The organism is Xanthomonas translucens pv. cerealis, assembly GCF_006838285.1.
GTDB classification, from domain to species: Bacteria; Pseudomonadota; Gammaproteobacteria; order Xanthomonadales; family Xanthomonadaceae; genus Xanthomonas_A; species Xanthomonas_A cerealis.
The window spans coordinates 3,557,518-3,570,265 of sequence record NZ_CP038228.1; the positions used below are offsets into that span (position 1 = coordinate 3,557,518).

Annotated in this window: 13 protein-coding genes; 3 read left to right on the plus strand and 10 right to left on the minus strand. The window is 68.8% G+C overall.

What is annotated here, in order from left to right; all coding sequences use genetic code 11:
• Positions 1–42: 42 nt before the first annotated feature.
• Both E4A48_RS15820 and E4A48_RS15825 read right to left on the minus strand, forming a co-directional pair.
• Positions 43–495 (minus strand): hypothetical protein, encoded by a 453-nt coding sequence (locus tag E4A48_RS15820; RefSeq protein ID WP_142742760.1) that lies wholly within the window; start codon positions 493–495, stop codon positions 43–45.
• Between the two features lie 96 nt (positions 496–591).
• Positions 592–1,347 carry an IclR family transcriptional regulator gene (locus E4A48_RS15825; protein WP_039008265.1) on the minus strand — a complete coding sequence of 252 codons (756 nt, stop codon included), beginning with the start codon at positions 1,345–1,347 and terminating at the stop codon, positions 592–594.
• A gap of 293 nt (positions 1,348–1,640) precedes the next feature.
• Here E4A48_RS15825 and fucP point away from each other — a divergent pair, with 293 nt between their 5' ends.
• Both fucP and E4A48_RS15835 read left to right on the plus strand, forming a co-directional pair.
• On the plus strand, positions 1,641–2,954 hold the full coding sequence (fucP, locus tag E4A48_RS15830; RefSeq protein ID WP_142742761.1) for an L-fucose:H+ symporter permease: 1,314 nt from the start codon (positions 1,641–1,643) through the stop codon (positions 2,952–2,954).
• A 1-nt stretch (position 2,955) separates the two neighbouring features.
• Positions 2,956–3,333, plus strand: coding sequence for an L-rhamnose mutarotase (locus E4A48_RS15835; protein ID WP_058196761.1), 378 nt, complete (start codon positions 2,956–2,958; stop codon positions 3,331–3,333).
• 127 nt (positions 3,334–3,460) lie between these two features.
• On the opposite strand, the gene E4A48_RS15840 is transcribed toward E4A48_RS15835, so the two are convergent.
• From E4A48_RS15840 to E4A48_RS15865, 6 genes are all read right to left on the minus strand, one after another.
• Entirely contained in the window at positions 3,461–4,780 is a 1,320-nt protein-coding gene (locus E4A48_RS15840; RefSeq protein ID WP_039008269.1) for an L-fuconate dehydratase, read from the minus strand.
• Between the two features lie 271 nt (positions 4,781–5,051).
• On the minus strand, positions 5,052–5,909 hold the full coding sequence (locus E4A48_RS15845) for a fumarylacetoacetate hydrolase family protein (RefSeq protein WP_039008271.1): 858 nt from the start codon (positions 5,907–5,909) through the stop codon (positions 5,052–5,054).
• A 34-nt stretch (positions 5,910–5,943) separates the two neighbouring features.
• A complete protein-coding gene (locus E4A48_RS15850) occupies positions 5,944–6,690 on the minus strand; it encodes an SDR family oxidoreductase (protein ID WP_039008273.1) in 747 nt (248 codons plus the stop codon).
• 51 nt (positions 6,691–6,741) lie between these two features.
• Positions 6,742–7,596: an amidohydrolase family protein gene (locus E4A48_RS15855; protein ID WP_058196760.1), complete on the minus strand. Its 855-nt coding sequence runs from the start codon at positions 7,594–7,596 to the stop codon at positions 6,742–6,744.
• A complete protein-coding gene (locus E4A48_RS15860) occupies positions 7,593–8,594 on the minus strand; it encodes an aldo/keto reductase (protein ID WP_142743191.1) in 1,002 nt (333 codons plus the stop codon). Before E4A48_RS15860 ends, E4A48_RS15855 begins: the two co-directional genes overlap by 4 nt.
• Positions 8,595–8,811: 217 nt before the next feature.
• Positions 8,812–9,606: an HAD-IA family hydrolase gene (locus E4A48_RS15865; RefSeq protein ID WP_260607971.1), complete on the minus strand. Its 795-nt coding sequence runs from the start codon at positions 9,604–9,606 to the stop codon at positions 8,812–8,814.
• Between the two features lie 247 nt (positions 9,607–9,853).
• On the opposite strand from E4A48_RS15865, the gene E4A48_RS15870 reads away from it, so the two are divergent.
• Entirely contained in the window at positions 9,854–10,072 is a 219-nt protein-coding gene (locus E4A48_RS15870; protein WP_039008278.1) for a hypothetical protein, read from the plus strand.
• Positions 10,073–10,322: 250 nt separating this feature from the next.
• On the opposite strand, the gene glpK is transcribed toward E4A48_RS15870, so the two are convergent.
• Together glpK and E4A48_RS15880 are read right to left on the minus strand one after the other, a co-directional pair.
• Positions 10,323–11,822, minus strand: coding sequence for a glycerol kinase GlpK (glpK, locus tag E4A48_RS15875; protein ID WP_039008281.1), 1,500 nt, complete (start codon positions 11,820–11,822; stop codon positions 10,323–10,325).
• A gap of 98 nt (positions 11,823–11,920) precedes the next feature.
• Positions 11,921–12,739, minus strand: coding sequence for an MIP/aquaporin family protein (locus tag E4A48_RS15880; RefSeq protein WP_039008282.1), 819 nt, complete (start codon positions 12,737–12,739; stop codon positions 11,921–11,923).
• Between the last annotated feature and the right edge of the window lie 9 nt (positions 12,740–12,748).

The window sequence follows — 12,748 nt, forward strand, 5'->3', positions numbered from 1 at the left end:
GAGCTGACCGACGCCTGCATGGCCGCGTCGTTGCCAGCGTCGCTATGCCTTGTCGGGCGTCTTGCCGAAGGCGCGCCGATCCGCCACGCGATCGAAGGGCAGCACCGAGCGCATGCGTTGCTCGGTCAGCCGGCGCACTGCCCAGCGCACGTCCACCCCACCACCGCAGTTGCTAACTGACGGGATCGCCAGGAACCAGCGCGCACCGGGTCCACTGCAATACCAGAACGCGTTGCTGCCGTTCATGGCGTCGCCATCGAGCATGAAGGTCGCATCGTAATTGGCGTCCATGAGTTGCTGCGCCTTCTTCACCACGACCAGATCCACGCCGGTGGGGAGCACGCCGTCGCTGGTGAAGGAGATGCACCGGAAGGACTGTTCCACCGACGATTCCGTCTGGTAATCGCGACGACGCTGCAGCCACCACAGCAACGCCACGCAACCGGCGAACGCGACGACGGCGGCGAACACGACGCTGTCTTGCCACCCGTTCAAGCGTGCGCATCCCCCGATCGTGACGCTGTCGCCCTGCCATTGCTGTGTGCGCCGCTACTGGCAAGACCACCCGGTGCTGCCGTGCTACGCGACTGCCTACCCGCCCAACCCCGCACTGATCTCCGCCGCCGCCGCGCACACCGCCTGCATCGCCGCCTGCGCATCGATTTCCTGCGGGCGGCGTTCGATGAAGGGCACGGTCAACGTATAGATGGCGCTGCCGTGCTGCAGGATCGGCGCGGTCAGGTCGATCACGCCCACCACCGCTTCGCTGGGATGGATGCTGTAGCCCAGCGCGCGCACCTGCGCGGCGGCGGCGAGGAAGCCGGCGCGGTCGTAGGCCACGTCGCTGGCGTCCAGGCGCTGCAGCAACCGCGCCTGCGCGTCTTCGTGCTGGAACGCGAACAGCACCAGGCCGGAGGTGGAATGCGCGAGCGGGCGGCGGTGGCCGGGGCGCACCACCAGGCCCAGGTCACTGGGCACGTCCATCTGCGCGATGACCACGATCTGGTCGTCCGACGGCGCCACCAAGTGGCAGGGCTGGCGGATCGCCTCGGCCAGCCGGCGCATCACCGGCAGCGCCACGTCGGTGACGTTCTGCACCTGCGGCTGCTGCATGCCGAGCATGAACAGGCGGTTGGTCAGCACGTAGCCGCCCTCGCCCGGCCCCTTGGTCAGGTAGCCGCGCTCTTCCAGCACCTGCAGCATGCGGAAGATCTCCCCGCGCGAGCGGCCGATGCCCTGGGAGATCTCGCTCATCGTCATCGGCCGCGCGTCGCGCGCCAGCAGTTCGAGGATGTCCAGGCCCTTGTCCAGGGCGGGGGCACGGTACTTGGGCGGGGGCGTGGTCATTCCGTCGAGACCCGGCAAGGAAGTGGAAGGGCGCTAGGGTACAGGGAATACCCCTGCACGGAGGCGCGCCGCATCCGGCCAGTGGCGGGCTGCACCAATGGCCCGATCGCGCGCTCGCGGCGACCCGTGCGGAGCGGTACCGCCCCTGCATGGACGGCAAGCGCAACCGGCGGACACGCCACACCCGCCATGCAAATATAAACACGAATTTTATATTTGCATGGCGACAGCGGGCGCAGTACGCTCCGGCCACAATCAACGCGACGCGGCACATCCTGGGAGGGGTAGGCGGCATGCACTACAGCAGCGACACCGCAACAGCGGCGCCCGGCAGCCTGGCGCGTACCGCCATCGTGCCCCTGGTCCTGATCGTCAGCCTGTTCTTTCTGTGGGGCATGGCGAACAACCTCAACGACATCCTGATCAAGCAGTTCAAGAAAGCCTTCGAGCTGTCCGATCTGCAGGCCGGATTGGTGCAGAGCGCGTTCTACCTGGGCTACTTCGTGTTCGCGATCCCGGCGGCGATGTTCATGCGCCGCTTCAGCTACAAGGCGGCGGTGGTGCTCGGCCTGCTGCTGTACGCCACCGGCGCGTTCCTGTTCTACCCGGCCGCGCAGGAGCACACCTACGGCTTGTTCCTGCTGGCGCTGTTCGTGATCGCCAGCGGCCTGGCGTTCCTGGAAACCACCGCCAATCCGCTGGTCACCGTGCTCGGCCCGGCCGAAGGCGCGGCGCGGCGGCTGAATCTGGCGCAGGCGTTCAATCCGCTGGGCTCGATCACCGGCGTGCTGATCGGCCAGCACTTCATCCTGTCCGGCGTGGAGCACACGCCGCAGCAACTGGCGGCGATGGCGCAGGCCGCGCGCGCCGGCTTCTTCGCCGCCGAATCGGCGGCGGTGCAGACCCCGTATCTGATCATCGGCGCGGTGGTGGTGCTGTGGGCGCTGCTGATCGGGCTGACCCGCTTCCCGGTCACCCGCGACAGCGGCGCCGTGGCCAGCGCCGGCAAGGCCTATTTTGGCCCGTTGCTGCGCAACCGCCGCTTCGTGTTCGCGGTGGTCGCGCAGTTCTTCTACGTGGGCGCCCAGGTCGGCATCTGGAGCTTCCTGATCCGCTACCTGCAGGACGCGGTGCCGGGCACCCCGGAAAAGACCGCGGCCAGCTTCCTGACCGTCTCGCTGGTGCTGTTCATGGCCGGCCGCTTCATCGGCACCGCCTTGTTGCGCTTCGTGTCGCCAGCGGTGTTGCTGGGCGCGTTCGCGCTGCTCAACCTGCTGCTGTGCGGCGTGGCGATCGCGTTGCCGGGCTGGACCGGGCTGTACGCGCTGGTGGCCAGCAGCGTGTTCATGTCGGTGATGTTCCCGACCATCTTCGCGCTGGGCCTGGACGGGCTGGACGACGACGCGCGCAAGCTCGGCTCCTCGCTGATCGTGATGGCGATCATCGGCGGCGCGGCGTTGACCGCGCTGATGGGCGCACTGTCCGACCGTGCCGGCATCCACTGGGCGATGACGGTGCCGGCGCTGTGCTTCGCGGTGATCCTGGTGTTTGCGTGCTATGCGCGCGACCGCGCGACCGCGACGCGCGCCACCGTTGCGGGAGCCTGAGATGCCGCGCCATTGCTATCTGCTCGACCTGCACGACGACCCGGCACTGATCGCCGAGTACGAACGCTGGCATCGCCCCGACACGGTGTGGCCGGAGATCGTCGCCTCGCTGCGCGCCGCCGGCATCCGCGAACTGGACATCCATCGCTGCGGCGACCGCCTGGTGATGCTGATGGAGGTGGACGACGACTATTCGCCCGCGGCCAAGGCCGCCGCGGATGCAGCCGACCCGCGCGTGCAGGCCTGGGAGGCGCTGATGTGGCGCTTCCAGAAACCGCTGCCGGGTTCGGCGCCGGGAGAGAAATGGCGCGAGGCGCTGCAGATCTTTTCGTTGCAGGCGGCGTTGGCGGAGCAGGCGCGGATGCAGGAGCGCGACTGAGGCAAGACCGAAACCGCCTTGGAGGAGCAACTTCAGCCGCGACAGAGTGCATCGGTAGAGCACGTCGCGGCTGAAGTCGCTTCTACAGGGGTGCGCGCGCGGCACTGGGCCGCGCGCACTTGTCGCGTCATGCCTGCTGCGCGGCCAGGTCCGCGCTCCAGAACGGGCCGTCCGGATACAGGTACTGGCTGACCGAGTGCGCGTGCATCTCGGCCGAGAAGCCCGGCAGCGTCGGTGCCAGGTAGCGGCCGTGTGCAATCCTTACCGGATCGACGAAGTGCTGGTGCAGGTGATCGACGAATTCGATCGCACGGTCTTCCATCTTGCCGGTGATGGCGACGAAATCGGCCATCGCCAGATGCTGCACCAGCTCGCACAGGCCGACGCCGCCAGCATGCGGGAACACGCGCACGCCGAACTTGGCCGCCAGCAGCAGGATCGCCAGGTTCTCGTTGACCCCGCCCACACGCGCGGCGTCGATCTGGATCAGGTCCACCGCGCCGGCCTGCAGCAGCTGCTTGAACACCACGCGGTTCTGCGTGTGCTCGCCGGTGGACACCGGCACCGGGGCGATGCCCTGGCGGATCGCGGCGTGGCCGAGCACGTCGTCGGGGCTGGTCGGCTCCTCGATCCAGGCGATGTCGAACTCGGCCAGCTGGCGCATCCAGGCGATCGCCGGACCCACGTCCCAGCGCTGATTGGCGTCCACCGCCATCGCGATGTCCGGGCCGATCGCTTCGCGCGCCAGGCGGCAACGGCGGATGTCGTCCTGCACGTTGGCGCCGACCTTGAGCTTGATCGTGCGGAAGCCGTCGGCCACCGCTTCCCTGGCCAGGCGCACCAACTTCTCGTCGGAGTAGCCGAGCCAGCCGGGCGAGGTGGTGTAGGCCGGATAGCCCTGTTCGAACAGCGTCTGCATCCGCGCTGCGCGCTGCGGTTCGGCCGCGCGCAGCAGCGCCAGCGCTTCGTCGGGGGTCAGCGCGTCGCTCAGGTAGCGGAAGTCGATGGTGCTCACCAGTTGCTCCGGCGACAACTCGGCGATGTAGCGCCACAGCGGCTTGCCGGCGCGGCGCGCGGCCATGTCCCAGGCAGCGTTGATGACGCCGCCGATGGCCATGTGCATCACCCCCTTCTCCGGGCCCAGCCAACGCAGCTGCGAATCGTCGGTAAGGCTGCGCGCGAAGCCGCCCAGGTCGCCGATCACCGCGTCCACGTCGCGCCCGACCACATGGTGCGACAGCGCCGCGATCGCCGCGCTCTGCACGTCGTTGCCGCGGCCGATGGTGAACACCAGGCCGTAGCCGGCCAGGCCGTCGTCGGTATCGGTGCGCAGCCGCAGGTAGGCGGCCGAATAGTCCGGATCCAGATTCATCGCATCGGAACCGTCCAGTTCGCGCGAGGTGGGGAAACGCACGTCGAAGGTCTCGAGGGCAACGATTTTGCTCATGGGGATCCTGGTGGTGAGGCAGAAGAAAAAGAAGAAACTGCAGTGAAGAGCCCCTTTCCCTCCGGGAGAGGGGTTGGGGTCAGGGTGCGGGAGTGCATGACTGTCGCCGCCCCTGCAGAACACGAACGAAGCAAAAGCAAGCAGCCGTGTTGCACACGCGGGATATGCGAAGCAAGGCGCTGAAGAAGACTGCTGCGCATGCATCGCGAGGTGGCTTCGCCCCGTACCCTCACCCCAACCCCTCTCCCGAGGGGAGAGGGGCTTTAGAGCGTTACTGCGCGTCGCGTGGGTGGGCGATCACGGCCTGACGCTGCTCGCCCAGGCCTTCGATGCCCAGCGCCATCACGTCGCCCGGCTTCAGGTAGATCGGCGGCTTCTGCCCCAGGCCCACGCCCGGCGGCGTGCCGGTGCTGATCACATCGCCCGGCATCAGCGTCATGTAGCGGCTGATGTGGCTGACCAGCTCGGCCACGCCGAACACCATCGTGCGCGTGTTGCCGTTCTGGTAACGATGGCCGTTGACCTCCAGCCACATCGACAGGTTCTGCGGGTCGGCCACTTCGTCGGCGGTGACCAGCCACGGGCCGAGCGGGCCGAAGCCGTCGCAGCTCTTGCCCTTGACCCACTGCCCGCCGTGCTCGAGCTGGAACTCGCGTTCGGACAGGTCGTTGATCACCGCATAGCCGGCGACGTGCTTGAGCGCGTCCTCCAGCGCCACGTCGCGGGCGACATCGCCGATCACCACGCCCAGTTCCACTTCCCAGTCGCTCTTCTTCGAGCCGCGCGGAATCGTCACGGTGTCGTTGGGGCCGCTGATCGCGGTGGTGGCCTTCATGAACAGCACCGGCATCTCCGGCACCGCCATGCCCGACTCGGCGGCGTGGTCGGCGTAGTTCAGGCCGACGCAGATGAACTTGCCGACGCGGCCCACGGCCGGTCCGTAGCGCACCTCGCCTTCCACCTTGGGCAGCGTGGCCGGATCGAGCGCGCGCAGCGTGTCCAGGCCGGCGGCGGTGAGGTGTGCGCCGGCGAGGTCGTCGATGACCGCGGACAGGTCGCGCAGGTGACCATCGGCGTCGAGCAGGGCAGGACGTTCGTGGCCGGGTTCGCCATAGCGCAGCAGTTTCATGGGATGTCCTCTTGGAAGCGGAAGGCAGGCGCGGTCAGTTCGACCAGCCGCCGTCGATGATGTGGGTCTGCCCGGTGGTGAACGAAGCATCGTCCGAGGCCAGGTACACCACCAGCTGCGCGATCTCGCGCGGGTCGCCGAGGCGGCCCATCGGCTGGCGGTCGGTGAAGCTCTTCCACACCGCCTGCTCGTCGCCACCCAGCGCCTTGACCCGCTGGCCCAGCGACGGCGTCTTGATCGTGCCCGGGCAGATCGCGTTGCAGCGGATGCCCTTGGCCACGTAGTCGGCGGCGATGGCCTTGCTCAGCCCGATCACCGCGGCCTTGGTCACGCCATAGGCGAAGCGGTTCGGCACACCCTTGATGCTGGAGGCCACCGAGGACATGTTGACGATGCTGCCGCGGCCCTGTTCCAGCATGCCCGGCAACACCGCCTGGCACAGGTAGTACATCGCATCGACGTTGATCGCGAACGAACGCCGCCATGCCGGCTCGTCGCAATCCAGGATGCTGCCCTGGTGCACGTAGCCGGCGCAGTTGAACAGCACGTCGAACGGCGCGTTCGCCGCGACCAGCGCCTGGATCGCGCTGGCGTCGGTGACGTCCAGGGTCTGGGTGACGATCGCAGCGGAGTCGGCGGCCAGCGCCTGCAGTGCGGCGGCATCGATGTCGGTGGCCAGCACCTGCGCGCCTTCGCGCGCGCAGGCCAGCGCGCTTTCGCGGCCGATGCCGGCGCCGGCGGCGGTGATCAGGCAACGCTTGCCTTGCAGCCGGCCGCTCATGCGCGGCTCCGTGGGTGAAACGCGGACATGGTCATGGTGGGGCACTCTCGCTCAGGGGGAAAGAATCGGCTCGGGCAAACGGTAGAAACGACATGCAGTAGCGGCGAATACATCGGCGCCGGCGTCGGCGGCATGCCGCGCGACCAGCGCCTGCGCCTGCGCCAGCCAGTCGCCGTAGCCGGCGCGCTGGGTCAGCACCGGCCAGTCGCTGCCCCACATCACCCGCTGCGCACCGAAGCAGGCGAACACCTGCGCCACGTACGGCTCGATCGCGGCGAGGTCGGCGTCGGCGGGCAGTTCGGTGAGCAGGCCAGACAGCTTGCACAGCACGTTCGGGTGCCGTGCCAACTGCGCCAGGCCGTCGGCCCAGGCGGCGAAACCGTCGCCGCCGATCGCCGGCTTGGCGGCATGGTCGAGCACCACGCGCAGATGCGGATGGCGCTGTAGGCGCGCCTGCAGCGCCGGCAGGTGCAGCGGCTTGACCAGCGCGTCGAACGCCAGATCGTGACGCAGCAGCGCGTCGAACGCCGGGTCCAGCTGCGGCCGCGCCAGCCACTGCGGATCGGCCAGGTCCTGCACCATCGGCCGCAGGCCCTTGAGCAGGCCATCGCCCTCGGCGCACAGCGCGGCGATGCGCGCGGCGGCGTCGCCGGCCTCGAAATCGATCCAGCCGATCACCCCGGCGATGCGCGGCTGCGCGCGCGCCAGCTGCAGCAGGTAGCGGCTCTCCGCTTCGGTCTGCGCCGCCTGCATGGCGACGATCGCGGCCACGCCGTGCGCATCGAGCGTGGCAACCAGGTCTTCGGGCACGAAGTCGCGATACAGCACCGTGAGTTCGGGCTTCAGCCAGTGGTAGTCGCCGCGCGCCAGCTGCCAGAAGTGTACGTGCGCATCGACCACGTTCACGGCGTCGGCACCTGCGCCTGCAGCAAGTCCTGGTCGCGCAACTGTTGCCACAGCAGCGGCGGGATCGGCGCGTGCATACGCGCGGCGGCGCTGGCCACCTCCGCAGGGGTGCGCATGCCGGCGACCACCGCGGCGACCGCCGGGTGCGCGAGCGGGAACTGCAGCGCCGCCGCGCCCACGTCCACGCCCTGCGCCGCGCAGGCGGCGAACAGGCGCTGCGCGTGCGCCAGCGTGGCCGGGTCCACCGGCGCGTAGTTGTAGGTGTCGCCGGGGCCGCGCGCGTCACTGAGCAGGCCCGAGCTGTACGGGCCGGCAACCAGGATGCCGACCTGGTGCTGCAGCGCCTGCGCCATGATCCGCTGCGCCGCGTGCTGTTCGAGCAAGGTGTAGCGGCCGGCCAGCATCACGCAGTCCAGCGGGAACAGCGGCATCAGTTCCAGCGCGATGTCTTCTTCGTTGACGCCGATGCCGATCGCGCGGCAGGCGCCGCTGGCCTTGAGTTCGGCCATTGCCGGCAAGGCCTCGTCCAGCGCCTGGCGCAGCATCGCCGGGTGCCGTTCGCCGTGGGTGAGGCGGCCGATGTCGTGCAGCAGCAGGACGTCCACGTGGTCGGTGCCGAGCCGCTGCAGGCTGGCTTCGAATTCGCGCAGCACGCCGTCGCGGCTGTAGTCGAACGCGGCGCCACGCCCGGCCACGGCGAAGCCGTCGCGTCCCGGCGCAGCACCGGCCTGGTCATAGACGCGGCGCCCAACCTTGGTCGACAGCGTGTAGCTCGCACGCGGCAACCCGCGCAGGCCCTGCCCGAGCCGGCGTTCGCTCAGCCCGTAGCCGTAATACGGCGCGGTGTCGAAATGGCGGATGCCGGCGGCATGGGCGTCGGCGACCGCGGCCAATGCCACCGCATCGTCCACTTCCGCGTACAGGTTGCCGATCGGTGCGGCGCCGAAGCCCAGCGTGGCGATGCGCACGCCGCTGCAGCCGAGTAGGCGCTGCGCGATCGCGCCGGGTTCGGCGGCGGCGCCGACGGCGTTCAACGGCACCTGCCGGCGTGCGCGCCAGTGGCAACTGCGCACGCCCCGCGCGCGCTCCGGGACCGGTTGCTGCTGGGGTTGCGCATGGCACGCCTCCGCCCACATGGGCTAATCGGATGGTGCCGGCTCGCGGCGCCACTATTGCGGACGCTGCCTGCCAGCTGTTCGCATATGAATATATCAATCACAAGTGAACAGCACGTTGCGGTGCAGCATTGGGCAATGGGCAATCGGGAATGGTTGGGAGCGCAGCTCGCTGGCGCGGCGGGAGTGCGAGCGGACCGGGAGCGGGGAATCGGGTGGACGCAGCGGTCACCGATGCGCCCCGGGCCGCGCTCAGGCCGGGCTTGGCAGGCCCAGCCGGTCCCACAGGTCGGCCGGGTGTTCCAGCAGCGGCAGCGGTGTGCGGCTGCAGCGCGGCCGGCAGGGTGTAGCCCCAAGCGACGCCGACGAAGGCGATGCCGGCCTGGCGTGCGGCGTGGGCGTCGCGGATCTCGTCGCCCACGCACAGCGCGCGCGCGGCCGATGCGCGGCACGCCTTGAGCGCGGCGCGCAGCTTGCGGCGCTTGCCCAGCACTGCGGCACCGCAACCGATATGGCGGAAGCGCGCGGTCAGTTCGGCGCCGAGCACGCGCTCGACGTTGTCGCGGCTGTTGGAGGTCACCAGCGCCAGCTGCACGCCGGCCCGCGCGAGCGCGTCCAGCAATTCGGCCACCCCGTCGAACAGGGCGATGCGCTCGATCTGTGCGGCCATCAACGCGCGCATGCGTCGCGCCACCGCCGGCACTCGCCACCAGCGGATGCCGCTGCGCGCCATCAGCTCGCGCGCGCTCAGGCTGCGGATTTCCTGCAGCCGCTCCGGTTCGAAGCGGCGGAAGCCGAACGCGTCGGCGACGTCGTTGATGGTGTCCAGGAACCAGGCGAAGGAATCGGCCAGGGTGCCTTCGAAATCGAAGATGACCAGGTCGTAGCGGCGCATGTGGCGGCAGCATGCCGCAGCAGCGGCCGCGCCACCAGCGCTGGCGCGACCATCCCGTTGCGCAACGCTGTCCAACGCTTGCCAGAGTCAACACCCAGCGCGCGGTTTTTGCGGCCGGGTGACGATGCGGGTGGAGGAATCACGCTTTGCCGCTTGCGCGCCTTCATCCGCCGTTGCCTCCGGCTTCACGCGCTGCGTTCGGCGCGGCGCGCACGGTGCAGCCTGGTTTCCGAATCATGAGGTGCATATGCAGATGCAGAATCCCAACCCCGGCCAGGATCCGCAGCAACCACCGAACGAGGTGCCGGGACAGGTCCCCAATCCCGGCGTGGACCCGACACCGGACCGGCCGGTGGATCCGATCCCGAACCAGCCGATCGATCCGACCATCCCGCCGATCAGCGACCCGATCGGCGACGTCGATGCCCCGGTGCCAGGGCCGCGTGGGCCGACGCAGTACGCGTAGCGTTCGGCCGCGAAAACCCCTATAGCAAGGGCTTCAGCCGCGACAACGTCCGAAGCCGCAAGGCTCGCCGCTGCGCTCGTCGCGACTGAAGTCGCTCCCACACGGGCTTCACCGGCGCCTTGAAGTTGCGAGGCCGCTTGTGGGAGGGACGTCAGTCCCGACTGCACGCCGGTTGGGTACATTCACCACTGCGTTCGTCGCGGCTGAAGACAGTTGCTCCTACAGCAAGCACAGGACGCGCTGGCAGCTGCTAACGAATGCGGAAGCCCATCGTCGCCTCCACCGCCTGTCGCCAGCCGGCATACAGTTCCTCGCGGCGTTCGGCCGGCATGCTGGGCTCGAAGCGGCGGTCCACCGCCCACTGCTGCGCGATCTCGGCGCGATCCTTCCAGAAGCCCGTCGCCAGGCCGGCCAGATAGGCAGCGCCAAGCGCGGTGGTTTCCGCCACCTCCGGACGCAGCACCGGCACGTCGAGGATGTCGCTCTGGAACTGGGCCATGAAGTCGTTGCTGATCGCGCCGCCGTCGGCGCGCAGTTCCTTCAGCTCGATGCCCGAATCGACCTGCATCGCGGTCAGCACGTCGCGGGTCTGGTAGGCCATCGATTCGATCGCGGCGCGGATGAAATGTTCCTTGGTGGTGCCGCGGGTCAGGCCGAACACCGCGCCGCGGATGTCGCTGCGCCAGTAGGGCGCGCCCAGGCCGACGAAAGCCGGCACGAAATACACGCCGTCGTTATCGCCGGCGCGTTCGGCGTAGGACTGCGAGTCGCTGGCCTTGCCGAACATGCGCAGGCCGTCGCGCAGCCACTGCACCACCGAACCGGCGACGAAGATCGCCCCTTCCAGCGCGTACTCCACCTTGCCGTCCACGCCCCAGGCGATGGTGGTGAGCAGGCCGTTCTTGGATTCCACCGCCTTCTCGCCGGTATTCATCAGCATGAAACAGCCGGTGCCGTAGGTGTTCTTGGCCATGCCCGGCTCGAAACAGGCCTGGCCGAACAGCGCCGCCTGCTGGTCGCCGGCGATGCCGGCGATCGGCACTTCGTGGCCGTAGAAATACTGGCCCTGGGTGGTGCCGTAGATCTCGCTGGAGGACCGCACCTCGGGCAGCATCGAGGCCGGGATGTCGAGCATCTGCAGCAATTCCTCGTCCCAGCGCAGTGCGTGGATGTTGTACAGCAGCGTGCGCGAGGCGTTGGTGTAGTCGGTGACGTGGACCTTGCCGGCGGTGAGGTTCCAGATCAACCAGCTGTCGATGGTGCCGAACGCCAGTTCGCCGCGCTGCGCGCGCTCACGCGCGCCCTCCACATGGTCGAGGATCCACTTGACCTTGGTGCCGGAAAAATACGCATCGATCAGCAGCCCGGTCTTGGCCCGCACCATGTCCTCGTGGCCGGCAGCCTTGAGCTGTTCGCAGATATCCTTGGTCTGCCGCGACTGCCAGACGATGGCGTTGTAGATCGGCTGCCCGGTGGCGCGGTCCCACACCACCGCGGTCTCGCGCTGGTTGGTGATGCCGATGCCGGCGATCGCGCTTGCGTCCACCTGCTGGTTGTTCAGTAGTTCGGTGATCGTGGTGTAGACGCTGGTCATGATCTCGCGCGGGTTGTGCTCCACCCAGCCCGGCTGCGGGAAGATCTGCCCGAACTCGCGCTGCGCCATGCCGGCGATGTGGCCCTTGCGGTCGAACAGGATCGCGCGCGAACTGGTGGTGCCCTGGTCGATGGCCAGGATGAATTTCTTTTCCATCGGTGACTCCTGCGGGGGTCGTGAGGCGCGCGCCGCGGCGGCGCCCGGAATGATTGGGGGCGTGCCGGCGACGCCGGCGCTGGATACCGCGCGCCGGCTCAAGCCCGGCGCGACGCCGCTGCTTCCTCGAGCGCTTTAACCCGCGCCGGCAGGAACGGATAGATCAGCAGCTGGTAGGCGCCGCCACCGATCACGCCGCCGATCAGCGGGCCGATGATCGGGATCCACCAGTAGCTGTTGGCCGACGGCAGCGCCGAGGAGCCCCAGCCGGCGACGTAGGCGAACAGGCGCGGCCCGAAATCGCGCGCCGGATTGATCGCCCACGCTTCCAGGTAGCCCATCGAGGCGCCGATGGTCGCCACCAGCAGGCCGATGATCAGCGCACCGGAATTGGCGGTGGGCGCGGCCTCGTTGTAGCGCTCGGTGATGGCGAAGATGCCGAAGATCAGGAACGCGGTCAGGATCACCTGGTCGCGCAGCGCATGCATCGGGGTAATCGCCAGGCCCGGTGCGGTGAAGAACACGCCGGCCGCGCCGCCCGCTTCGCGGGTCAGCTGATGGGCCTGGTTGTAGTGGTCGATCACCGGCGCGAACAGCAGGTAGACGATGCCCGCACCGAGGAACCCGCCGACCACCTGCGCCACCCAGTACGGCAGCACCTTGTTCCAGGCGAACCCCCGAAACAGCGCCAGCGCCAGGGTCACCGCCGGATTGGCATGGGTGCCGGAGACCGAGCCGGTGGCGTAGATGGCGATCGTCACCGCCAGGCCCCAGGCGATGCACACGCCCCAGTAAGCGTTCTGGTACGGACTGGGGTCGTACAGCACGTACATGCACGCCACCGAACAGCCGAAGGCGATGATGATCACCATCGCCACCGCCTCGGAAATCAGTTCGCCAAGCAGTTGCCGGTTCATGCGCGCCGC